19 protein-coding genes are annotated in these 22121 nt (G+C 71.1%); 11 read left to right on the top strand and 8 right to left on the bottom strand.

Going from position 1 to position 22121, the window contains the following annotated elements; genetic code table 11:
* Nucleotides 1-206 precede the first annotated feature (206 nt).
* From AC0VYN_RS35075 to AC0VYN_RS35065, 3 genes are read right to left on the bottom strand one after another with little or no spacing between them, the layout of a single operon-like run.
* On the bottom strand, nucleotides 207-1376 hold the full coding sequence (locus tag AC0VYN_RS35075) for a cystathionine gamma-lyase (RefSeq protein ID WP_475534210.1): 1170 nt from the start codon (nucleotides 1374-1376) through the stop codon (nucleotides 207-209).
* Nucleotides 1373-1867, bottom strand: a complete 495-nt coding sequence (locus tag AC0VYN_RS35070; RefSeq protein WP_475534209.1) for a low molecular weight protein-tyrosine-phosphatase — start codon at nucleotides 1865-1867, stop codon at nucleotides 1373-1375. Before AC0VYN_RS35070 ends, AC0VYN_RS35075 begins: the two co-directional genes overlap by 4 nt.
* Before the next feature lie 4 nt (nucleotides 1868-1871).
* Nucleotides 1872-2249, bottom strand: a complete 378-nt coding sequence (locus AC0VYN_RS35065; protein ID WP_475534208.1) for a phage holin family protein — start codon at nucleotides 2247-2249, stop codon at nucleotides 1872-1874.
* A gap of 59 nt (nucleotides 2250-2308) precedes the next feature.
* On the opposite strand from AC0VYN_RS35065, the gene AC0VYN_RS35060 reads away from it, so the two are divergent.
* The 4 genes from AC0VYN_RS35060 to AC0VYN_RS35045 all read left to right on the top strand — a co-directional run bounded on the left by AC0VYN_RS35060 (nucleotide 2309) and on the right by AC0VYN_RS35045 (nucleotide 4590).
* Nucleotides 2309-2626, top strand: coding sequence for a cupin domain-containing protein (locus AC0VYN_RS35060; RefSeq protein WP_385459235.1), 318 nt, complete (start codon nucleotides 2309-2311; stop codon nucleotides 2624-2626).
* Nucleotides 2627-2801: 175 nt separating this feature from the next.
* Complete coding sequence (locus AC0VYN_RS35055; RefSeq protein WP_007388908.1) at nucleotides 2802-3014, top strand: DUF5326 family protein; 213 nt, start codon at nucleotides 2802-2804, stop codon at nucleotides 3012-3014.
* A gap of 313 nt (nucleotides 3015-3327) precedes the next feature.
* On the top strand, nucleotides 3328-4053 hold the full coding sequence (locus AC0VYN_RS35050) for an IclR family transcriptional regulator (protein WP_475537047.1): 726 nt from the start codon (nucleotides 3328-3330) through the stop codon (nucleotides 4051-4053).
* A 99-nt stretch (nucleotides 4054-4152) separates the two neighbouring features.
* Nucleotides 4153-4590 (top strand): SsgA family sporulation/cell division regulator, encoded by a 438-nt coding sequence (locus AC0VYN_RS35045; protein ID WP_385459233.1) that lies wholly within the window; start codon nucleotides 4153-4155, stop codon nucleotides 4588-4590.
* Nucleotides 4591-4740: 150 nt separating this feature from the next.
* Here the strand turns inward: AC0VYN_RS35045 and AC0VYN_RS35040 are convergent, their stop codons facing one another.
* Nucleotides 4741-6192 carry a YibE/F family protein gene (locus AC0VYN_RS35040; protein WP_475534207.1) on the bottom strand — a complete coding sequence of 484 codons (1452 nt, stop codon included), beginning with the start codon at nucleotides 6190-6192 and terminating at the stop codon, nucleotides 4741-4743.
* Between the two features lie 253 nt (nucleotides 6193-6445).
* On the opposite strand from AC0VYN_RS35040, the gene thiC reads away from it, so the two are divergent.
* Nucleotides 6446-8254, top strand: coding sequence for a phosphomethylpyrimidine synthase ThiC (gene thiC / locus AC0VYN_RS35035; protein ID WP_475534206.1), 1809 nt, complete (start codon nucleotides 6446-6448; stop codon nucleotides 8252-8254).
* A 51-nt stretch (nucleotides 8255-8305) separates the two neighbouring features.
* On the opposite strand, the gene AC0VYN_RS35030 is transcribed toward thiC, so the two are convergent.
* A complete protein-coding gene (locus AC0VYN_RS35030) occupies nucleotides 8306-8728 on the bottom strand; it encodes a YybH family protein (protein WP_475534205.1) in 423 nt (140 codons plus the stop codon).
* Nucleotides 8729-8794: 66 nt separating this feature from the next.
* Between AC0VYN_RS35030 and AC0VYN_RS35025 the strand changes: the two genes are divergently transcribed.
* On the top strand, nucleotides 8795-9223 hold the full coding sequence (locus AC0VYN_RS35025; RefSeq protein WP_475534204.1) for a winged helix-turn-helix transcriptional regulator: 429 nt from the start codon (nucleotides 8795-8797) through the stop codon (nucleotides 9221-9223).
* Complete coding sequence (locus AC0VYN_RS35020) at nucleotides 9220-10650, top strand: VWA domain-containing protein (protein ID WP_475534203.1); 1431 nt, start codon at nucleotides 9220-9222, stop codon at nucleotides 10648-10650. The genes AC0VYN_RS35025 and AC0VYN_RS35020 overlap by 4 nt, the downstream gene beginning before the upstream one ends.
* 21 nt (nucleotides 10651-10671) lie before the next feature.
* On the opposite strand, the gene AC0VYN_RS35015 is transcribed toward AC0VYN_RS35020, so the two are convergent.
* The 3 genes from AC0VYN_RS35015 to AC0VYN_RS35005 all read right to left on the bottom strand — a co-directional run bounded on the left by AC0VYN_RS35015 (nucleotide 10672) and on the right by AC0VYN_RS35005 (nucleotide 14189).
* Entirely contained in the window at nucleotides 10672-11535 is an 864-nt protein-coding gene (locus AC0VYN_RS35015; RefSeq protein WP_475534202.1) for a hypothetical protein, read from the bottom strand.
* A 182-nt stretch (nucleotides 11536-11717) separates the two neighbouring features.
* A complete protein-coding gene (locus AC0VYN_RS35010; protein WP_475534201.1) occupies nucleotides 11718-12824 on the bottom strand; it encodes a metallophosphoesterase in 1107 nt (368 codons plus the stop codon).
* 252 nt (nucleotides 12825-13076) lie between these two features.
* Nucleotides 13077-14189 carry a LacI family DNA-binding transcriptional regulator gene (locus tag AC0VYN_RS35005; RefSeq protein ID WP_475534200.1) on the bottom strand — a complete coding sequence of 371 codons (1113 nt, stop codon included), beginning with the start codon at nucleotides 14187-14189 and terminating at the stop codon, nucleotides 13077-13079.
* Nucleotides 14190-14591: 402 nt separating this feature from the next.
* Here AC0VYN_RS35005 and hisC point away from each other — a divergent pair, with 402 nt between their 5' ends.
* From hisC to cydD, 4 genes are all read left to right on the top strand, one after another.
* A complete protein-coding gene (gene hisC, locus AC0VYN_RS35000; protein ID WP_475534199.1) occupies nucleotides 14592-15671 on the top strand; it encodes a histidinol-phosphate transaminase in 1080 nt (359 codons plus the stop codon).
* Between the two features lie 322 nt (nucleotides 15672-15993).
* Nucleotides 15994-17499 carry a cytochrome ubiquinol oxidase subunit I gene (locus tag AC0VYN_RS34995; RefSeq protein WP_475534198.1) on the top strand — a complete coding sequence of 502 codons (1506 nt, stop codon included), beginning with the start codon at nucleotides 15994-15996 and terminating at the stop codon, nucleotides 17497-17499.
* Nucleotides 17500-17519: 20 nt separating this feature from the next.
* Nucleotides 17520-18524 carry a cytochrome d ubiquinol oxidase subunit II gene (gene cydB, locus AC0VYN_RS34990; protein ID WP_475534197.1) on the top strand — a complete coding sequence of 335 codons (1005 nt, stop codon included), beginning with the start codon at nucleotides 17520-17522 and terminating at the stop codon, nucleotides 18522-18524.
* 21 nt (nucleotides 18525-18545) lie between these two features.
* Complete coding sequence (gene cydD, locus AC0VYN_RS34985) at nucleotides 18546-22055, top strand: thiol reductant ABC exporter subunit CydD (RefSeq protein WP_475534196.1); 3510 nt, start codon at nucleotides 18546-18548, stop codon at nucleotides 22053-22055.
* Nucleotides 22056-22121 lie beyond the last annotated feature (66 nt).

Here is a 22121-nt window from a genome sequence, read left to right as displayed (position 1 = left end):
TTCCCGACGCCCCGGCCGTCCTCAACCATAAATATGTCGATAGGTCGCTGTCGCTACCGTGATTGGACACTGACACAGAGTCAACTAGCCTTGCTCACGCGGTTCTTCGCGCGCGGAACCGAGAGGACGGTCCGAGCCACGAGGGGGGAGGCTCGGACCGTCCGCCGTGTGCGGCCGGACACCGCCCGGCGGCTGGGCGCCGGGGTTCAGCCCGCCGACTTGTCCAGCGCGCGCAGCAGGTCCGCCACCAGGTCCTCGGGGTCCTCCGCGCCGACCGAGAGACGGATGAAGCCCTCCGGCACCGCGTCGCCGCCCCAGCGTCCGCGCCGCTCGGCCGTGGACCGCACCCCGCCGAAGCTCGTCGCGTCGTCCACGAGCCGCAGGGCCTCGAGGAAACGATCGGCACGCGCGCGCGAGGGCAGCGTGAAGGAGACGACGCACCCGTAGCGCCGCATCTGCCGCGCGGCGACCTCGTGCGCGGGGTCGTCGCGCAGTCCCGGATACCGCAGGCCGGTCACCTCGGGCCGCTCCCGCAGGGCCTCGGCCACCTTCAGCGCGGTGGCGTTCTGCCGCTCGACGCGCAACTGGAGGGTGGCGATCGAGCGGTGCGCGAGCCAGGCCTCCATGGGCCCGGGGACGGCGCCGACGATCTTGCGCCAGCGTCGTACCGCGGCCATGGCCTCGGTGTCGCGGCCGGTGACGTACCCCAGCAGGATGTCGCCGTGCCCGGTCAGCTGCTTGGTCCCGCTGGCCACGGAGAAGTCGGCCCCGAGTTCCAGCGGGCGCTGCCCCAGCGGAGTGGCGAGCGTGTTGTCGACGGCCACCAGGGCGCCGCCGACGTGCGCCGCCTCGACGAGCCGCCGGACGTCGCACACGTCGAGCCCCGGGTTCGAGGGCGTCTCGATCCACAGCAGCTTCGCCCCGTCCAGGACGCCGAGCTGGGCGTCACCGCCGGTCGGCGCGGTGCGCACCTCGATGCCGTACGTCTCCAGCTGGGCGCGGACCAGGGGCAGTGCCTGGTAGCCGTCGTCGGGCAGTACGGCCACGTCCCCCGCGCGCAGCTGGGAGAAGAGCACCGAGGAGATCGCGGCCATGCCCGAGGCGAACACGAGCGTCTCGGTGTCGTCCCGCCCGGGGGCCTCCAGCTCGCCGATGGCGCGCTCGAGGTGGGTCCAGGTGGGGTTCTCGTCGCGGCCGTAGGTGTACGGACCGGTGGGGTCGCCCGGGAGGTGGAAATGCGCGGCGAACACGGGCCCGGGCAGGGTCGGCTCGTGCTTGACCGGTTCGGGCAGCCCGGCGCGCACCGCGCGCGTGCCGTCCCCGGCGGACGCGTCCTCGCCCGGTGCTCCCCCGTTGTCGACAGCGGAATCGTTCATGCCGCCCGTCCCTTCATGTGCTCACGTACGGCGGCGAGCAGTCCGTCGCTCGCCGCCTCCACCATCTCAAGGCATTCCTCGAAGCCGTCGGCACCCCCGTAATAGGGATCGGGCACGTCGAGGTCCCCGCTGCCGGCGGCGGGGTCGTACGACCGCAGCAGCCGTACCGCGTCCGCGGCCTGCTCCGTGGGCGCGAGCCGCCGCAGCGCCCCCAGGTGACCCGCGTCGAGGGCGACGACGAGGTCGAGGTGCCCGAACCAGGAGGGCCGGAACCGGCGGGCCGTGTGGTCGAGGCCGTAGCCGTTCTCCTCCAGGACGGCCATGGTGCGCGGGTCGGCGCCCTCGCCCTCGTGCCATCCGTCGGTGCCGGCGCTGTCGACCTCGACGAGGCCCTCGAGCCCGGCCTCCGCCACGCGCGCGCGGAAGACGGCCTCGGCCATCGGGGAGCGGCAGATGTTGCCCGTGCAGACGAAACAGACGCGGTAGGTCATGGGCTCAGTCCTTGTCGGGCAGGAACGCGTTGAGGGCCCAGGACACGACCGAGATGATCAGGCCGCCCAGGACGGCCGTCCAGAAGCCCTCGACGTGGAAGCTGAGGTCGAGAACGTCGGCCAGCCACGACGTGAGCAACAGCATGAGCGCGTTGACCACCAGCGTGAACAGGCCGAGGGTGAGGACGAACAGCGGAAAGGTCAGCACCCGCACGATCGGCTTCACCAGCATGTTGACCACCCCGAACACCAGGGCGACCACGATCAGCGTGGCGGCCTTCTCGCCGGTGCCGCCCCCGGTCAGGGTGATCTTGTCGAGCAGCCACACGGCGACCGCCAGGGCGCCCGCGTTGGCGACCGTCTTGACTAGAAAATTCTTCATGTGTCTGATCGTGGCAGACGCGATCGGAATCGAACGGCGAGGCAGGGGCGGACGAGGCGATGAAGGCATTCCGGCTGGACGAACTGGAGGCGGAGCGTGCCGCCAACGACGGTGCCTATCTGCAGTTCCTGCGCGAGCGGAACATGTCCGTCGGCCTGTACGCGCTCGACGCGGGCACGGCCGATCCGCAGAAGCCGCACGAGCAGGACGAGGTGTACTTCGTGGTCAGCGGCCGCGCCGCGATCACCGTGGGGCTGGAGACCACCGAGGTCGCCCGCGGCAGCGTGGTGTACGTGCCGGCCGGAGTCGCCCACAAGTTCCACCACATCAGCGAGGACCTGAGGGTGCTCGTGGTGTTCTCTCCGCCGGAGAGCTGACCCGCCGCCCCGGGGTTCCCTAGGGGATCGGTCAGGGGGAGACAAGGGCTGCGAGAGTCCTGCCGGGGCCCTCGCGGCCCTAGCATCGAGTGCAGGACTTCAGGAATTCCCCGCGGGGTGCCGGGCCGCCCAAGGGCCCGGCACCCGGACGGGCGGAGAGGTAAGGACGAGGGCGATGCGAGAGATCTTCACGGGACTGCCGTGGTGGGTGAAGTGGATCGCGGTGCCGGTCATCGCCCTGGTCGTGTTCGGCGGGCTGATCGCCAGCGTGGTCGGCTTCGTGATCGGACTGCTGTTCAAGCTGCTCGTCTTCGTCGCGCTCGTCGGCGGACTGATCTACGTAGTCCGCAAGTTCATGTCGAGCTCCTCGTCACGCAGCGACTGGTGAGGGCCGCGGGGCACCGGGGCCGGTAACAGGAATCACCGGTTCCCTCGCGCGGGGGAAGTTTTCCGGACGGGCCGTCGGCACGCGGTGACCGGCGGTTAGAGTCCGGAACTCCACGCGGGGGCGACCCCGCGAGCGGCGTACCCCACCCGTGTCTCCCCGCACGGGCTGCCCCCTCGCGTTCCGGGAGTGACCCTTGGCCACGGCCGACACCGCATTCGTACCGCCGCACGCACTGCCCGTGCAGCCCCGCTCGGCACCCCGGACACCCCCCGCCGCGGCCGCGCCGCCGCCCGCGGTCACCCTCATCGGCTCGGTGCAGCGCGCGATGCGCCTGTTGGAGTGCGTCGCGGAGCACGAGTACGGAGCCCCCGCGAAGCAGCTGGCCCGGGAGACGAGGCTGGCGCTGCCCACGGCGTACCACCTGCTGCGCACCCTCGTGCACGAGGGATATCTGCGCCGCGAGAAGGGCCTGTTCTTCCTCGGGGAGGCGGCCGAGCGGCTGAGCAGCAGCGGGGCCGAGCAGAAACGTCGCAGCACGGTCGTCGACGCACTGGCGCGCTGGCGCGACGCGATCGGCGTGCCCGTCTACTACGCCATGTACCGCGACGGCGAGATCGAGATCCTGTGCGTCTCCGACACCCCGGGCAATCCCGCGGTGGAGGAGTGGGCGGACTTCCGCGAGACCGGGCACGCGCACGCCATCGGGCAATGCCTGCTGTCACAGCTGGACGAGGCCGCCCGCCGTGATCACCTCGACCGCTATCCGGTGAACCCCGTGACGCCGTACACGGTGCGGGACGAGGTCGGTCTGATGAAACGACTGGAACGCACCCGGCGGATGACGCCGGTCACCGAGCGCCAGGAATACGCCCTGGGGACGGTCTGCGCGGCGATTCCGATCACCATGGGCACCACGGCCGCGACGATGGCCCTCTCGCTGCCCGCCCACCAGGCCGACCGGCTGCTGCCCGCGGCGCAGCGACTGCAGGGCGAGATGGGACGGTTCCTGGGGTCGCTCGCGCTCTCTATCAGTATCTGAAAACTCACTCCTTGTGATCTGGTGTGTACGTTGAGCAAGATGCCACCAGTGTTAGAGGTTTGATTCCCGGACAGTCGACGGCGAATGACGGGGTAGGCGATGGGCGAGTCCGTACAGGCAGAGGTCATGATGAGCTTTCTCGTGTCGGAGGAGCTCTCTTTCCGCATCCCGGTGGAGCTGCGCTACCAGACCTGTGATCCCTACGCGGTGCGGCTGACCTTCCATCTGCCCGGCGATGCCCCGGTGACCTGGGCCTTCGGACGGGAGTTGCTGGTCGACGGGGTGGGTACGCCGTGCGGCGACGGCGACGTGCGCATCGCACCCGTCGACCCCGGCCCGCCGGCCGAGGTGCTGATCCGCCTTCAGGTGGGCAGTGACCAGGCGCTGTTCCGTTCTTCGGCGGCGCCGCTGGTGGCCTTCCTCGACCGGACCGACAAGCTGGTGCCGCTGGGGCAGGAGGGCGCCCTCGCCGACTTCGACGCCCACCTCGACGAGGCCCTGGACCGCATCCTCGCGGAAGAGCAGAGCGCGGGCTGAACCGTTCCGGCGGCCCCCGGTCGGTGGCTCGACGCCTCGGTGGGTTGTCCGCCTGTGCAGGAACGCTTCTTCAGGCGCGGGCCGGCTAGGTACGAACAGGTTCACGGACTGCGAGTGGGCCCACCTGCAGAGAGTGGGCCCACGGGCGGTTCAGCGCTTGCGGCGGCGGCCCCGCCCGCCCCGCGCCGGCGCCCGGCCCGTGTCCGCCGCCCCCGCGCTCTGCCCGGCCGTAAGCCCCGCCGGACGGTCGGCCGAGACGACCAGGGCCGCGAGGGCGGTGGTGACCGGCACGGACGCCACCAGGCCGATCGAGCCCACCAGCGTGCGCACGATCTCCTCCGCGACCAGCTCGCTGTTGGCGACCGTCCCCACGCTGCTCTGCGCGATCGAGAAGAGCAGCAGCAGCGGCAGCGCGGCGCCCGCGTACGCGAGGACGAGGGTGTTGACGACGGAGGCGATGTGGTCGCGGCCGATGCGGATGCCCGCGCGGTACAGGCCGCGCCAGCCCATCGTCGGATTGGCCTCGTGCAGCTCCCAGACAGCCGACGTCTGGGTGACCGTCACGTCGTCGAGGACACCGAGCGAACCGATGATGACCCCGGCGAGGAGCAGGCCGCTCATGTCGATCGACGGATACAGGCCGTGGATCAGGCCGGTGTTGTCGTCGGTGTTGCCGGTGAGCGCCGCCCAGCCGATGAACAGCGACCCCAGGACACCGATCAGCAGCAGGGAGACCAGGGTGCCGAGCACCGCCACGGAGGTCCGCGCCGACAGCCCGTGGCACAGATACAGCGCGATCAGCATGATGGCGCTGGACCCGATCACCGCCACCAGCAGGGGATTCGAGCCTTGCAGGATGGCGGGCAGGATGAAGAAGTTCAGCAGCACGAAGCTGATGGCCAGCGAGACCAGGGCCATCAGACCCCGCAGCCGGCCGACGACCACGACGGCCAGCGCGAAGATGCCGGCGAGCAGGGCCATCGGAAAGCCGCGGTCGATGTCGGTCACCGAGTACTGCAGGTCCCTCGGCGCGGAGGGTTCGTAGGCGACGACCACCTTCTGGCCCTCGTGCAACTGGCGTGTCTGGTCCGGCTGCACGATCTCCTGGAAGGTGCGGCCCTTGTCCCCGCCGGTGTCGACGCGGATCGTCGCCCGCTTGCAGTCGCCCTTCGCCTGCTGCGCCGCGGAGGAGCCCTCCGCGGTGGAGGTGTCGCCGGTCGGGACGCCCCCCGACGCGTTGACGGACTGGCAGCTCAGCCTGTCCACCTTGGTGACCGTGGCCTCTTGCGTCTGCCGGTCGAAGCCGACCCCGGTGCGTTCGTGCGGTGGCGCGCCGCCCGGCCAGAGCACGGCGAGCCCGACCAGCACCGCGGCGGCGAAGGGGATGAGGACCGCCGCGATGACCTTCCGCAGATGCCGCGAGACGGGAGCCGCGGGCCCGTGTCCGTGTCCGTGTGCGTGCCCCCCACTGCCGCCGTGCCCGCCGCTGCCGGAGTGCTCCCCACCGGGGGCAGGGTCGTGTACACGCCCGTCGCCCGACGGCGCGCCCGGGCCGCGGCGGGGTTCGTGCGGCGGGTAGGGGGGCTGCTGGGTCGTGGTCACCGACCGATCATCGCAAGAACGAGAGGGGCCCCCTGTTCACCGCGCCCGAATCGACGCTAGCGTGGGGGCACCTTTGTACACGCGGGAGCTCGGAGCACCGGGCTGAGAGGGCGCTGACCTCCGTCCCAGCGATGTTTCACGGGAAACATCACCGAAGTCGAGTGATGTTGACCACGAGGCATCGCCGGACGGAAACGGCTGCGTCGACCGCTGAACCTGTTACCGGGTAATGCCGGCGTAGGGAGTAGGTCTCATGACCATCAAGGACGCACGCACGCCTGTCTCCACCCAGCACTCCGCCGAGGCGGAGTCCGCGGAGACCGGGAAGTCCATCGGCTGGCACAAGGCGTACGTCGAGGGTTCGCGCCCCGACCTGCGGGTGCCGGTCCGCCAGGTGCACCTCACCAACGGGCAGTCGGTCACGCTCTACGACACGTCGGGCCCGTACACCGATCCGCTCGTCGACACCGACGTCCGCCGGGGGTTGCCGGCACTGCGGGAGAACTGGATCGTCGCCCGTGGCGACACGGAGGAATACGCGGGCCGGCCCGTCAGGCCCGAGGACGACGGGATCAAGCACACCTCGCCACGCGGAGGCCTGCGCAATCTGGACGCGGTCTTCCCCGGGCGCCCGCGTCAGCCGCGCCGCGGCCGCGGCACGGCGGTGACGCAGCTCGCGTACGCCCGCCGGGGCGAGATCACGCCCGAGATGGAGTACGTCGCCATCCGGGAGAACGTCGCGCCAGAGGTGGTCCGTGAGGAGATCGCCGCGGGCCGGGCCGTGCTGCCGGCCAACGTCAATCATCCGGAGATCGAGCCGATGATCATCGGCAAGCGGTTCCTGGTGAAGGTGAACGCCAACATCGGCAACTCGGCGGTGACGTCCTCCATCGAGGAGGAGGTCGAGAAGATGACCTGGGCGACCCGCTGGGGCGCCGACACGGTCATGGACCTCTCCACCGGTCGCAACATCCACACCACCCGCGAGTGGGTGCTGCGCAACTCCCCCGTGCCCATCGGCACCGTGCCGCTCTACCAGGCCCTGGAGAAGGTCGACGGCAAGGCCGAGGAACTGACCTGGGAGGTCTACAAGGACACGGTGATCGAGCAGGCCGAGCAGGGTGTGGACTACATGACCGTCCATGCGGGCGTGCGCCTGGCCTACGTGCCGCTGACCGCGAACCGCAAGACCGGCATCGTCTCGCGCGGCGGTTCGATCATGGCCGCCTGGTGCCTGGCGCACCACAAGGAGTCGTTCCTGTACGAGAACTTCGAGGAGCTCTGCGAGATCCTCGCCGCCTACGACGTCACGTACTCCCTCGGCGACGGCCTGCGGCCGGGATCGATCGCGGACGCCAACGACGAGGCGCAGTTCGCCGAGTTGCGCACGCTCGGGGAGCTCAACCGGACCGCCAAACGGTTCGACGTGCAGACCATGATCGAGGGCCCGGGGCACGTCCCGATGCACAAGATCAAGGAGAACATCGAGCTTCAGCAGGAGATCTGCGACGAAGCTCCGTTCTACACACTCGGCCCGCTGACGACGGACGTCGCACCGGCGTACGACCACATCACCTCCGGCATCGGTGCCGCGATGATCGCCTGGTGGGGCACGGCCATGCTCTGCTACGTCACGCCCAAGGAGCACCTGGGCCTGCCCAACCGCGACGACGTCAAGACCGGCGTCATCACCTACAAGATCGCTGCCCACGCCGCCGACCTCGCCAAGGGACATCCGGGCGCACAGGAGTGGGACGACGCCCTGTCGGACGCCCGGTTCGAGTTCCGGTGGGAGGACCAGTTCAACCTGGCTCTCGACCCGGACACGGCGCGGGAGTTTCACGACGAGACACTGCCGGCCGAGCCCGCCAAGACGGCCCACTTCTGCTCCATGTGCGGACCGAAGTTCTGCTCCATGAAGATCAGCCAGAGCATCAACGAGCGGTTCGGCGGGGCGGCCGCCGAAGGCGCCTCTCCCGACGAGATCGCCGAGGGCATGCTGCAGAAGTCGAAGGAGTTCGCCGCCGCCGGGAACCGGGTGTACCTCCCGCTGGCCGACTGAACCTCCGTCACCGGCTCCACGCCGGGCGGTCCCTCGCCGGGGCCGCCCGGCTCAGCGGGGCGCCGGGGCCGCCTCGGGCGCGGTCGCCACTCCGAACGGGTTGTCGATCGCGTAGCGCCAGCAGCCGTCGGGCCCGCGACGGGCCACGTCGGTCGCGGTGCCCTCGATGTGGACGTGGCCGCCGTGGGCGGCGACGCCGTCGATGGCGAAGTCGACGATCAGCAGGGCCAGATCGCCGACGACGTAGGTGTGCCGGGGCGCCACCCGGATCGGGACGCGCAGCCGGAGGAACTCGTCGTTGGCCCGTATCCGGCCCGTCCCGGTGACCAGCCGGCCGGGTTCGGGGACGAAGCCGGCTCCGGGCTCGTAGACCTGGTCCAGGACCTGCGGGTCGAAGGTGTTGAAGGCTCGCGCGAAGACGTGTGGAAGCTCGGCCGCGCTGGTGGCCGGCGGCACACTGGTGGGATGTGTCATGTGACAAGCGAACAGCCCGTCAGCGCAGGTCACCAAACGGAAAGCCACGCCTGGGACGAGGAGTTGGTGCCCGATGCGCGGGGTCGCACCCGCCGCCCCGAGGCCGGCTGCCCCGTGGAGGCCGCCCTCGCGGCGGTCTCGGGCCGCTGGACCACCCTGGTGCTCCGCGAGCTGATGGGCGGCCCCCGCGGCTTCACGGAGCTGCGGACGCTGCTGCCCGAACTGTCGGCGAAGGTGCTCAGCCAACGCCTCACGGCGCTGCGGGAGAGGGCCCTGGTGACCGCGGAACGGCTGCCGGGCTTTCCCGTACGCACCCGCTACGACCTGACGGAGGCGGGCCGGTCCCTGCGGCCGCTGCTGGTCGCCCTGTACACCACCGGTGCCGAGCTGCAGCGTCTGGTACCCGGCGGGGAACCGGGCGAGCGGGAGAAGGGACGGAGCACGGGGCCCGCCCCCTCCCGCCGGGGAGCGCGCCTCGGCAGACTGGGCCCATGACAGCCACATCCCTGAGCAAGGGCGCCAATGTCGCCGTCGACTCCCCCGCGGTGCGGGTCGCACTCAGCTGGTCCGCCGGCGCCGGTGTGCCCGAGGTGGACGCCTCCGCGCTGCTGCTCACCTCGGCCGGACGCGTACGGGACGACGGCGACTTCGTCTTCTACAACCAGCCCCGGCACGCGTCCGGGGCGGTGCGGCACCTGGGCAAGGAGAGCGGGTCCGGTTCCGGTGTCACGACCGACACCGTCGAGGTGGACCTGCGCGCGCTGGAGCCCGCCGTCGAGCGCATCGTCCTGTGCGCCTCCTCCGACGGCGGGACGTTCGGCCAGGTGCCGGGGCTGTCACTGCGGCTGCTGGACGCCGCCACCGGGGCCGGGCTGGCGCACTTCGACATGGCGGCCGGCACCGAGACCGCGCTGGTCGGCGGCGAGCTGTACCTGCGCCAGGGGAAGTGGAAGTTCCGGGCGGTCGGGCAGGGCTACGCCGCCGGTCTCGCGGGGCTGGCCACCGACTTCGGCATCACGGTCGACGACGCCCCGACCGCCGCGGCACCCTCCACCCCCCTGCCTCCCGCACCGCACGCCGGAACCCCGCGTCAGGCTCCACCGGCGGCGGCACCCACGGTGCCGCCCGCACCGGCGGCCCCTCCGGCGGTGCCCGGGCCCCGGCTCACCAAGGGGGAGGAGCGCCTCCCCGTCGACATGCGCAAGCGGCTGTCCCTGCGCAAGGAGCAGGTCGCGGTCAGCCTGAGCAAACACGGCGCCACCGGTGTCACGGCACGCGTCGTCCTGGTCCTCGACGCCTCCGGGTCCATGTCCTTCCTCTACTCCAAGGGCGTGGTGGCGGACGTGGTGGAACGCATGGCCGCCGTCGCCGCACAGCTCGACGACGACGGTGAGATGCAGGCCTGGACCTTCGCCTCGAACCCGGCACGGCTGCCCGACCTGACACTGGGCGACCTCCCCGAGTGGCTGCGGCTGCACGTGCGGGTGGGCGAGGTGGGCCTCTTCCGCCGGGGACGGAAGAAGGGGCTCCACGACGACCAGGTCGACATGCGGGCGGTCGGCATCCAGAACGAGGAGCAGAAGGTGATCGCCGAGGTCCGGGCCTTCGTCCGGGACAACCCGGCACAGGCGCCGACCCTGGTGCTGTTCTTCTCCGACGGCGGTGTCTACCGCAACGACGAGATCGAGCGGGAGCTGCGGGAGGCGGTGGAGGAACCGGTCTTCTGGCAGTTCGTGGGGCTCGGCCGGTCCAACTACGGGGTGCTCGAGCGGTTCGACACCCTGCCCGGCCGCCGCGTGGACAACGTCGGCTTCTTCGCCGTGGACGACATCGGCACCGTCCCCGACCAGGAGCTGTACGACCGCCTGCTGTCCGAGTTCCCGTCCTGGATCGCAGCCGCCGGCCGGGCGGGCATCCTCTGACGTGCCCGCCCCGGCCGGTGGCTACTCCGGTCGGTGTTCCGGGCCGCCGAAGTCCGGGCTGCTGTAGTCCGGGCTCGAGTAGCTCGGGCGCGGGCCCTCCCGGTCGTCGCCGGGACTCGTGAACCCCGGGCGGTCGTAGCCGAGGTGCGGCATCCGGCTCACGGGCGCCGGCCCCGTAGGGTGCAGAGCGACCGCCGCGTCCGGGTCGGTGAGCGCCTCCCGCAGGAACGGCAGGATGCCGCGTTCGAGCAGGGCGTCGTGCCATGCCTCCCTGGCCCGGGCCACCTCCCCGTCGAGTTCGCCGTAGCGGCCGGACTCGGCGGAGGGCCGGTTGCGCAGCGCGGTGAGCAGCAGCCCCACGCCCGCGACGAGGATGGCGACGGCGGCCACACCGCCGAACACCCACCCCGTGGTGAGCATGGTCCGCGCGAACGCCTGCCCCGGGGCGACCATCCTCAGGACGTAGCCGACGAGCAGGAAGATCGCCGCGGCGGTGCCCGCCAGGACGGGCGCCAGGACAGCGACGACCGCGCCGGCGCCCGCGCCGGCGGCCTCCGCGGCCTCCCCCACGGTGGCGGCGAGACCCAGCGCGCCCGTACCCGGCTCGTCGGAGCCGGAGCCGCGCGCGGACGACGGGGCGGCCGGCGCCGGACGGCGCAGTTCCTCGCGGACCTTCACATAGTGCTGGTACTCGGTGCCGGCCGCCGCCGTGATCAGTGCGGTGGCGTCGAGTGCCATGGTGCGCAGTTGTTCGGCGTTGAGCCGCTGACCGACAGCGGCCAGTTCCGGGCGGTGTGGTGCGGAGCGCAGCGCCTCGCCGAGGATCCGCTCGTACTCCTGGCGGTCCTCGTTCGACAGATGCTGCGGAACGCTGTTCATGTGCATCCCCCGATGCTCCGTAGGGCTTGGGGCTCGCATGCCAACGAGCCGTCGGGCAGAAACGGAGGGGAGCCTGCTACGGATAAGCCGATGGTAGAGCGGTGACGGCGCGCGGTGACAGGGGGTTTCCGGAAATTGGGTGCCGAGCCGCGGGCCCGCCGCCGGGACGACGGCGGCCTCGCGAACGGTCAGGCGTCCAGTGGGAGTTGCTGGACCAGCAGCTTTCCGGCCATGGTCACACCGCCGTCCATCGCGATGGCCAGCCCGTCCGCGTAGACGTGGGGACCCTCGACGGCGGTGCGGGTGTCGTCCTCGCCGTCCTCGGAGCCGACCTCGCCCAGGAGGTAGGGGATGGGGCTGTGGCCGTGGACGATGCGGGTGCCGCCGTAGGTGTCCAGCAGTGAGCGCACGGCGTCGGCACCGCCCTCGTCGCGGAAGGAGAAGCGCTTGGTGAACTTGCGGAACAGGTCCCACACCTCTTCCGCGTCGTTGCGCGTGAGCGTCTCGCGGACGGTGTCGTTGACCTCCTCGATCGAGCGGCCGTAGTCGAGGTAGGTGGTGGTGTCCGAGTGGACGAGCAGGTGCCCGTCGACCTCTTCGAGCGCGTCGAGGCGGGACATCCACTGCAGGTGGTGGTCCTGGAGCCGGTCCATGTCGGTCTTCTGGCCGCCGTTCAGCAGCCAGGCCGCCTGGAAGGTGGCGGTTCCCGCGCCGGAGTTGACGGGGGTGTCGCCGAACCGCTTGGCGCCGAGCAGCAGCAGTTCGTGGTTGCCCATCAGCGCCTTGCAGTAGCCGCCGGCCGCGGCGGCCTCGGCGGACAGCCGCATCACCAGGTCGATGACACCGATGCCGTCCGGGCCGCGGTCGGTGAAGTCACCGAGGAACCACAGGCGGGAGGTGCCCGCGCACCACTGGCCGGCGGAGTCGACGAGGCCCTTCTCCTGGAGGGCGGCGATCAGCTGGTCCAGGTAGCCGTGCACGTCGCCGACGACGAACAGCGGTCCCTGGCCCGTGGCGGGCTGCGCCGCGGGGGCCTGCTCGGGGTCGACGGTCACCTGCACCGTGTCACCCCTACGGATGACCGGCAGATCGCGCTGAGTGGGTGTGTATCCCTCGGGATAGCCCTCCTCGTACCCCTTCCCGGAAGGGGGAGCGGCCTCGCCCGCGTGCGGGACGGGGGCGGCGTACGGAGCGGCCTCGTGGACGTACGCGGGCACCCGGAAGTCGCGCACCGTCGCCGTCCGCTCCACCTCGGGTCCCTGACCGGCCCCCTGAGTCATCGACCCCTCCACCATCGCGCCGCATCTGCACCGCTTCGGACTGCCTGGTCGCAGCGGCCCGCGGTGTGTGGGCCCATCATAGGAATGCGGATCGCTCTGTGTGATGACCCAGGGGTGGTGAATCGGAGCAGGAGCCCGGTTCACCGCGTCTTTCGCCCCGATTGGGCCGGGCTTCGCCCGTCCGTGACGTCGGCGTGATCTTCACCGATCGGGTACCGTCCGGCCTGTTTTCCTCCGGTCGGGGCCGCGCTCCGGGCGGCCCGGCCGCTACTCGCGCTCGGGTGACCGCGGCGGGCTGACCGTCGTCCGGGGCGGACGGCGCTGCGAGGACGTCCGCACCATCAGCTCCGTCGGTATCACCTGCTCGACCGTCCGGTCCGAGTCGAGCCCCTCGATCGCGTCGATGAGGAGCTGGACGACAGCCGTGCCGATGCGGCGTGGCTTCAGCGACAGCGTGGTGATGGGTGGCTCGGTGCTGGCGTACACCGTGGACTCGCTGCAGCAGACCAGCAGCAGGTCCTCCGGGACGCGCAGTCCGTAGCGGCGGGCGGCGGCCAGCAGGTCGGTGCCGTTCGGGTCGAACAGGCCGTACACGGCGTCGGGCCGGTCGGGCCGGGCGAGCAGCCGGTCGGCGGCCACCGCCCCGGCGCACGGGTCGTGTGCCGGGTAGGCCTCGTAGACCGGGTCCTGTCCGACGCGCTCGCACCAGTGCAGGTAGGCGGTGGTCGACAGGTGGGTGTACGTGTCGGTCGTGGTGCCGGTGAGCAGGCCGATCCGGCGGGCGCCGGCGGTGGCCAGGTGGTCGAGGATGCCGAGCACGGCGGCCTCGTGGTCGTTGTCGACCCAGGCGGTCACGGGAAGCGCGCCGGCCGGGCGGCCGTCGGAGACGACCGGTAAGCCCTGGCGGACCAGTTCGCTGACGACCGGATCCTGGTCGGAGGGGTCGATGACGACCGTGCCGTCCAGCGCGACGTTGGACCACACGTCGTGGCGGGAGGTCGCCGGGAGGATGACGAGGGCGTAGCCGCGGGCGAGCGCGGCGGAGGTGGCGGCGCGCGCCATCTCGGCGAAGTACGCGAACTCGGTGAAGGTGAAAGGTTCATTCCCGTACGTCGTCACGGTCAGGCCGATGAGCCCCGACTTGCCGGTGCGCAGCGTACGGGCGGCGGCCGACGGCCGGTAGCCCAGCCGGTCGGCCACCTCGCGTACATGGCGCCGGGTGGCATCCGGGAGACGGCCCTTGCCGTTGAGGGCGTCGGAGACGGTCGTGATGGATACTCCGGCGGCGGCGGCCACGTCTCTGATACCCGCCCGGCCCGGCCGGCTGCCTCGACGTGAGGTTTCCGCGCGGCTCACCTGGTGCTTCCCTGCTGCTGTCATGGCGAGCCGATAGTAGGGCTCATGCGGTGGGGTAGGGCGGATGCATATGCACGCGTTGACAGGCACGTTTCTGCATGATCATGGAAACCTAACCGCCTGCGAAAACAAGGAAGTTGGCCGCCCTCAGCCCAATACCTTGCGTGTCGGCGAGCGGGGGCCTGCCGACCGGTCGATGTTGCGAAGAGGTCTCAACTCACCTGCACGAGGGATGCGCGCCACGGAGCGAGCCACCGGCGCGTAGATATATGTGCAGCGCGCCCCCCGAATCGTGCGCCTTCGTGCCCCGATACCACTGATGCCGGTGTGACGGATGAGGTCGGGCCGCACCTATTCGCAGCGGCGCCGAATCCTCTTAAGGTGAGGAGTATTCGATGCCGGTGGTAGGTCACGAGGAGGACTGCGGTGAGCGAGACGAGCCCCAAGCTGCGCGCCGAGCTGGAGGGAGTTCCCACCTACAAGCCGGGCAAGCCCGCCGCGGCGGACGGGCCGGTGGCCTACAAGCTGTCCTCCAACGAGAACCCGTACCCGCCGCTGCCGGGTGTGATGGAGACGGTCGCGGCCGCGGCCTCGTCCTTCAACCGGTACCCGGACATGGCCTGCACGGGTCTGATGAACGAGCTGTCGGAACGGTTCGGCGTCCCTGTCTCCCACCTGGCCACCGGTACGGGGTCGGTCGGTGTGGCGCAGCAGCTGCTCCAGGCGACCTCCGGTCCCGGCGACGAGGTGATCTACGCCTGGCGCTCCTTCGAGGCGTACCCGATCATCACGCAGATCAGCGGTGCGACGTCCGTGAAGGTGCCGCTGACGCCGGGCGACGTGCACGATCTGGACGCCATGGCCGCCGCGATCACCGACCGGACGCGGCTGATCTTCGTCTGCAACCCCAACAACCCGACGGGCACGGTGGTGCGGCGGGCCGAGCTGGAGCGCTTCCTCGACCGTGTGCCGAGTGACGTCCTCGTGGTCCTCGACGAGGCCTACCGCGAGTTCATCCGCGACCCCGAGGTGCCCGACGGCGTCGAGCTCTACCGGGAGCGGCCCAACGTCTGCGTGCTGCGGACCTTCTCCAAGGCGTACGGTCTCGCCGGGCTGCGGGTCGGTTTCGCGATCGCCCACGAGCCGGTGGCGGCGGCGCTGCGCAAGACGGCCGTGCCCTTCGGGGTGAGCCAGATCGCCCAGGAGGCGGCGATCGCCTCGTTGCGGGCCGAGGACGAGCTGATCGGCAGGGTCGGCTCGCTGGTCTGCGAGCGCATCCGTGTGGTCGACGCCCTGCGCGGGCAGGGCTGGAGGGTGCCGGAGACCCAGGCCAACTTCGTGTGGCTGCGTCTGGGGGAGCGCACGGTGGCCTTCGCGGAGGCGTGCGAGCGGGCCGGCGTGGTCGTGCGTCCGTTCCCGGGTGAGGGTGTGCGGGTGACGGTCGGGGAGAGCGAGGCGAACGACATCTTCCTGAAGGTGACGGAAGGGTTCCGCAAGGAGATCTGACGACGCGACGACGTCAGGCGTTCGCCGGAAGGCGGACCGAAGGCGGACGTCGGACTTCCATGGAGGCGGTGGACGCTTGGCGTCCACCGCCTCCGCGCGTACCGGGGCGACCTCGCGCACCGTCGCCGGCCGACGGCGCGCGGGTGGGTCGTGGGCGGGGGGTTGACGTCACACCCGACCCCCCTTCCGGTGTCGAAAAGCTGTAGGTCATAATTGCTTGTGAATGTGAACGCGTTCACAAGCTCGTCTGTTTGGTCCCGGGATCGGTGGCCCAGACACGCACAAACTGCCTGAACCGCGGCGATGCAAGGAGGCCGACGACGTGGACATGGCTTTGGCGCCGGAGACACTGGCGCGATGGCAGTTCGGCATCACGACCGTCTACCACTTCCTCTTCGTACCGCTGACGATCTCCCTGGCCGCTCTCACAGCCGGGCTGCAGACCGCCTGGGTGCGTACGGAGAAGGAGAAGTACCTCAGGGCGACGAAGTTCTGGGGCAAGCTCTTCCTGATCAACATCGCCATGGGTGTCGTCACCGGCATCGTGCAGGAGTTCCAGTTCGGCATGAACTGGTCCGACTACTCCCGCTTCGTCGGTGACATCTTCGGCGCACCGCTCGCGTTCGAGGCGCTGATCGCCTTCTTCTTCGAGTCGACCTTCATCGGCCTGTGGATCTTCGGCTGGGACAAGCTGCCGAAGAAGATCCACCTGGCCTGCATATGGATGGTCTCGATCGGCACGCTGCTGTCGGCGTACTTCATCCTCGCCGCCAACTCCTGGATGCAGCACCCCGTCGGCTACCGGATCAACGAGGAGAAGGGCCGCGCCGAGCTCACCGACTTCTGGCAGGTGCTCACCCAGAACACCACGCTCAACCAGGTCTTCCACAGCTTCTCGGCCGCCTTCCTGACCGGTGGCGCCTTCATGGTGGGCATCGCCGCCTTCCACCTGATGCGCAAGAAGCACATCCCCGTCATGCGGACCTCGCTGCGGCTCGGCCTGGTCACCCTGGCCGTCGGCGGCCTGCTCACCGCCGTCAGCGGCGACACCCTCGGCAAGGTCATGTACGAGCAGCAGCCGATGAAGATGGCCGCCGCCGAGGCCCTGTGGGACGGCGAGAAGCCGGCGCCCTTCTCGGTCTTCGCCTACGGCGACGTCGACAAGGGCCACAACGAGGTCGCCTTGGAGGTCCCCGGCCTGCTGTCCTTCCTCGCCCACAGCGACTTCGACTCGTACGTGCCCGGCATCAACGACACCAACAAGGCCGAGCAGCAGAAGTTCGGGCCCGGCGACTACAAGCCCATCGTCCCAGTCGCCTACTGGGGCTTCCGGTGGATGATCGGCTTCGGTATGGCCTCGTTCTCGCTCGGTCTGCTGGGGCTCTGGCTGACCCGGAAGAGGTTCATGCTGCCGGCGGCCTGGAGGACCGGTGACGACGAGGTGCCCCATCTGGTGCTGCTGAAGAAGCCGCTCGGGTCGAAGTTCTCCCGGCTGTACTGGCTGGCGGCGGTCTGGACGATGGCCTTCCCGCTGATCGCCAACTCCTGGGGCTGGATCTTCACCGAGATGGGCCGGCAGCCGTGGGTCGTCTACGGCCTGTTCCAGACCCGCGACGCGGTCTCCCCCGGCGTCTCCACGACCGAGGTCCTCACATCGATGATCGCCTTCACCCTGCTCTACGCCGTCCTGGCCGTCATCGAGGTCAAGCTGCTGGTGAAGTACGTCAAGGCCGGTCCGCCCGAGCTCACCGAGGCCGACCTCAACCCGCCCACGAAGATCGGCGGCGACTCCCGTGACGCCGACAAGCCGATGGCCTTCTCCTACTAGGCCGAGGGAGCTGCACAGTCATGGAACTTCACGACGTCTGGTTCGTCCTGATCGCCGTCCTGTGGACCGGCTACTTCTTCCTGGAGGGCTTCGACTTCGGGGTCGGCGTGCTCACCAGGCTGCTCGCCCGTGACCGGGCCGAGAAGCGGGTGCTGATCAACACCATCGGCCCTGTCTGGGACGGCAACGAGGTGTGGCTGCTGACGGCCGGCGGTGCGACCTTCGCCGCCTTCCCCGAGTGGTACGCCACCCTCTTCTCCGGCTTCTACCTGCCCCTGCTGGTCATCCTGCTCTGCCTGATCGTCCGGGGTGTCGCCTTCGAGTACCGGGTGAAGCGGCCCGAGGAGCGCTGGCAGCGCAACTGGGAGAACGCGATCTTCTGGACCTCGCTGATCCCGGCGTTCCTGTGGGGCGTCGCCTTCGGCAACATCGTCCACGGGGTGAAGATCGACCGTGACCTGGAGTACGTCGGCAGTGTCTGGGACCTGCTGAATCCGTACGCCCTCCTCGGCGGCCTGGTCACGCTGACCCTGTTCACCTTCCACGGAACGGTGTTCACCGCGCTCAAGACCGTCGGGGAGATCCGCGAACGGGCGCGGGCCCTGGCAATGAGGCTGGGTATCGTCACCGCGGTGCCGACGCTCGCCTTCCTGCTGTGGACGCAGGCCCACAGCGGCGACGGCAAGAGCCTGGTCGCGCTGGTGGTGGCCGTCGCCTCACTGGTCGTCGCGCTGGCGGCGAATCAGGCGGGCCGCGAGGGATGGGCGTTCGCGCTGTCCGGCATCACCATCGTGGCCGCCGTGGCGATGCTCTTCCTGACGCTCTTTCCGAACGTCATGCCGTCCACGCTCGACGCGGACTGGGGCCTCACCGTCACCAACGCCTCGTCCAGCCCCTACACGCTGAAGATCATGACCTGGCTGGCCGTGATCGCCACGCCGGTCGTCCTCCTCTACCAGGGGTGGACGTACTGGGTGTTCCGCAAGCGGATCGGCACCCAGCACATCGCCGAACCCGCGCACTGACTCCGGCAGGGTGTGTTTCACGTGAAACCGATCGATCCACGGCTGCTGCGGTACGCCCGTGCCACCCGGCTCTTCCTGGCGGCGGTCGTCGTCCTGGGGGGCGTCGGGGCCGGGTTGGTCGTCGCCCAGGCGATGCTCATCGCGGAAACGGTGGTGGGCGCCTTCCAGCACGGCATGACGGCCGCCGAACTCCGCACCCCACTGCTGCTCCTGGTGGCCGTCGCCTGCGGCCGGGCTCTGGTCGGCTGGCTCACCGAGCTGGCCGCCCACCGGGCGAGTGCGGCCGTGAAGTCGGAGCTGCGGGGCCGGCTGCTGGAGCGGGCGACCGCGCTCGGACCCGGCTGGCTTGGCGGACAGCGCACCGGATCGCTCGTCACCCTGGCCACCCGGGGTGTCGACGCCCTCGACGACTACTTCTCGCGCTACCTGCCGCAGCTGGGTCTGGCGGTGGTCGTGCCGGTGGCGGTGCTGGCCCGGATCGTCACCGAGGACTGGGTCTCGGCGGCCATCATCGTCGCCACCCTGCCGCTCATCCCGGTCTTCATGATGCTGATCGGCTGGGCCACGCAGGCGCGGATGGACCGGCAGTGGCGGCTGCTGTCCCGGCTCTCCGGGCACTTCCTGGACGTGGTCGCGGGACTGCCGACGCTGAAGGTGTTCGGACGGGCCAAGGCGCAGGCCGAGTCGATCAAACGCATCACCGGTGAGTACCGGCAGGCCACCGTGCGGACCCTGCGGATCGCCTTTCTGTCGTCCTTCGCCCTGGAACTGCTCGCCACGCTCTCGGTGGCGCTCGTCGCCGTGACCATCGGCATGAGGCTCGTCCACGGCGACATGGCCCTGTACGACGGCCTGGTCGTGCTCGTGCTCGCGCCCGAGGCCTACCTGCCCCTGCGGCAGGTGGGGGCGCAGTACCACGCGGCGGCCGAAGGGCTGGCCGCCGCCGAGGAGATCTTCTCGGTGCTGGAGACGCCCGCGCGGGCACCCGGGAGCGGGCCGGTGCCGGCGGCCGGGGCCCTGTCCTTCGAAGGCGTGACCGTGCGCTACCCCGGGCGCGCCGCGGACGCCGTGGCGGACGTGGACCTCGTCGTCCGGTCGGGCGAGACGGTGGCGCTCGTCGGACCGAGCGGAGCGGGCAAGTCGACGCTCCTCCACGCTCTCCTCGGCTTCGTCCGTCCGTCCCGCGGGCGGATCACGATCGGCGGGACCGATCTCGCCGGCCTCGACCCGGAGCAGTGGCACGCCCGCGTCGCCTGGGTCCCGCAGCGTCCGCACCTGTTCGCGGGCACCGTCGCCGAGAACGTACGGCTGGCCCGTCCCGAGGCGGACGACAGGGCCGTGCGGCGGGCGCTGGGCGACGCCGGCGCGCTGGAGTTCGTGGACGCGCTGCCGGAGGGAACGGACACCGTGCTCGGCGAGGACGGCTCCGGGCTGTCCGCCGGGCAGCGGCAGCGGCTCGCACTGGCGCGGGCGTTCCTCGCGGACCGGCCGGTGCTGCTGCTCGACGAGCCGACGGCCGCCCTGGACGGGGCGACGGAGGCCGAGGTCGTGGCCGCCGTGCGCAGGCTGGCGGCCGGACGGACCGTACTGCTGGTGGTGCACCGGCCGGCCCTGCTGGAGGTGGCCGACCGCGTGGTGCGCCTGGACGAACCCGCGTCCGCCCCGACGGTCGCCGGGGTCCCGGGGCCCGTGGCGGAGCGCCCGGCCGAGGCGACGCCGGGTGCCACTGCTCCGGCTCCGGCCGACGGCCCGGGCACGCCGGACGCGGTGCCGGGCTCTCCGGCCGGCGTCCTCGCCAGGGTGCGCGCGATGTCCGCCGCCCGGCGCGGGCGCCTCGGCCTCGCGCTGCTCCTCGGCAGCCTCGCCCTCGGCAGCGCCGTGGGACTCATGGCCACCTCCGGGTGGCTCATCTCGCGGGCTTCGCAGCAGCCGCCGGTGCTGTATCTGATGGTGGCCGTCACGGCGACGCGCGCCTTCGGGATCGGGCGGGCGGTGTTCCGCTACGCCGAGCGGCTCGTCTCGCACGACGCCGTGCTGCGGATGCTGGCCGACACCCGGGTCGCCGTCTACCGGCGGCTGGAGCGGCTGGCGCCCGCGGGCCTGCGCCGCAGCCGGCGGGGCGACCTCCTGTCCCGGCTCGTCGCGGACGTCGACGCGTTGCAGGACTACTGGCTGCGCTGGCTGCTGCCCGCCGCGACCGCCGTGGCCGTCTCCGCCGTGTCGGTCGGCTTCACGGCCTGGCTGCTTCCTGAGGCCGGAGCCGTGCTCGCCGCCGGACTGCTCGCGGCCGGAGCCGGCGTCCCACTGATCACCGGGGCCGTCGCACGGTGGGCCGAATCCAGGCTGGCCCCCGCTCGCGGCGTGCTGGCCACCCGGGTGACCGACCTGCTCACCGGCACCGCCGAACTGACCGTCGCCGGCGCCCTGCCGGGGCGGGCCGCCGAGGCGCGTCGGGCCGACGGCACGCTCACCCGGATCGCCTCGCGCGCGGCCACGGCCACCGCGCTGGGCGACGGCCTCGTCGCCCTGATCTCCGGTCTGACCGTCGCCGGCGCCGCGCTCACCGGCGTGCAGGCCGTGGCCGACGGCCGGCTCGCCGGAGTGGCCGTGGCCGTCGTGGTCCTCACGCCGCCGACCGCGTTCGAGGCGGTCCTCGGGCTGCCGTCGGCCGTGCAGTACCGCCAACGCGTGCGCAGGAGTGCCGAGCGGGTGTACGAAGTCCTCGACGCGCCGGAGCCCGTACGTGAACCGGAGCGGCCGCAGGCAGCGCCCGCGTCACCGTTCCCGGTCGTCCTCGAGGGGCTGACCGCGCGCCACCCGGGGCAGGACCGGGACGCCCTCGCGGGACTCGATCTGACGCTGGCGGAGGGCCGCCGCGTCGCCGTGGTCGGGCCGTCCGGATCCGGCAAGACGACGCTGGCCCAGGTGCTGCTGCGGTTCCTGGATTCCGACGGGGGTTCCTACACACTGGCCGGTGCGGACGCCACCGCCCTGGCCGGCGACGACGTGCGGCGGCTCGTCGGACTGTGTGCGCAGGACGCGCACCTCTTCGACAGCTCGGTGCGCGAGAACTTGCTGCTGGCCAGGAAGGACGCCACGGAGCGGGAGCTGCGCGCCGCGCTGGCGCGGGCCCGCCTGCTGGACTGGGCCGAGGGCCTGCCCGACGGCCTGGACACCTTGGTCGGAGAGCACGGGGCACGGCTGTCCGGCGGTCAGCGGCAGCGGCTGGCCCTGGCCCGGGCGCTGCTCGCCGACTTCCCCGTACTCGTGCTCGACGAGCCGGCCGAGCACCTCGACCTGCCGACCGCCGACGCGCTCACCGCCGATCTGCTGGCCGCCACCGAGGGCCGGACGACCCTGCTCATCACGCACCGGCTGGCGGGTCTGGACGCGGTGGACGAGGTGGTGGTGCTGGACGGCGGCCGGGTCGTACAGCGCGGCACCTACGCGGAGCTGGCGGCCGTGGAGGGGCCGCTGCGGACGATGACCGAGCGGGAGGCGGCGTCGGAGCTGCTGGTCGGAGCGCGGTGACGGCGGGACAGTGCGCAAAAAATGCTGCTATTCCGACTTTCCTGAATAAAACCGTCTGATTAGGCT

The sequence above is a fragment of the Streptomyces sp. 63XJN7_1_ISO-PGPR-S23-121 genome (genome assembly GCF_056173025.1).
The sequence above is the reverse complement of the archived record's forward strand: the minus strand, read 5'-3'. Positions and strand labels throughout refer to the sequence as shown.

What these genes read in the sequence shown, in the direction of transcription:
- AC0VYN_RS35075 (WP_475534210.1), bottom strand. Translation starts at nt 1,376, where the DNA reads ATGAACGATTCCGCTGTCGACAACGGGGGAGCACCGGGCGAGGACGCG.
- AC0VYN_RS35070 (WP_475534209.1), bottom strand. Translation starts at nt 1,867, where the DNA reads ATGACCTACCGCGTCTGTTTCGTCTGCACGGGCAACATCTGCCGCTCC.
- AC0VYN_RS35065 (WP_475534208.1), bottom strand. Translation starts at nt 2,249, where the DNA reads ATGAAGAATTTTCTAGTCAAGACGGTCGCCAACGCGGGCGCCCTGGCG.
- AC0VYN_RS35060 (WP_385459235.1), top strand. Translation starts at nt 2,309, where the DNA reads ATGAAGGCATTCCGGCTGGACGAACTGGAGGCGGAGCGTGCCGCCAAC.
- AC0VYN_RS35055 (WP_007388908.1), top strand. Translation starts at nt 2,802, where the DNA reads ATGCGAGAGATCTTCACGGGACTGCCGTGGTGGGTGAAGTGGATCGCG.
- AC0VYN_RS35045 (WP_385459233.1), top strand. Translation starts at nt 4,153, where the DNA reads ATGGGCGAGTCCGTACAGGCAGAGGTCATGATGAGCTTTCTCGTGTCG.
- thiC (WP_475534206.1), top strand. Translation starts at nt 6,446, where the DNA reads ATGACCATCAAGGACGCACGCACGCCTGTCTCCACCCAGCACTCCGCC.
- AC0VYN_RS35030 (WP_475534205.1), bottom strand. Translation starts at nt 8,728, where the DNA reads ATGACACATCCCACCAGTGTGCCGCCGGCCACCAGCGCGGCCGAGCTT.
- AC0VYN_RS35020 (WP_475534203.1), top strand. Translation starts at nt 9,220, where the DNA reads ATGACAGCCACATCCCTGAGCAAGGGCGCCAATGTCGCCGTCGACTCC.
- AC0VYN_RS35015 (WP_475534202.1), bottom strand. Translation starts at nt 11,535, where the DNA reads ATGCACATGAACAGCGTTCCGCAGCATCTGTCGAACGAGGACCGCCAG.
- AC0VYN_RS35010 (WP_475534201.1), bottom strand. Translation starts at nt 12,824, where the DNA reads ATGGTGGAGGGGTCGATGACTCAGGGGGCCGGTCAGGGACCCGAGGTG.
- AC0VYN_RS35005 (WP_475534200.1), bottom strand. Translation starts at nt 14,189, where the DNA reads ATGACAGCAGCAGGGAAGCACCAGGTGAGCCGCGCGGAAACCTCACGT.
- cydB (WP_475534197.1), top strand. Translation starts at nt 17,520, where the DNA reads ATGGAACTTCACGACGTCTGGTTCGTCCTGATCGCCGTCCTGTGGACC.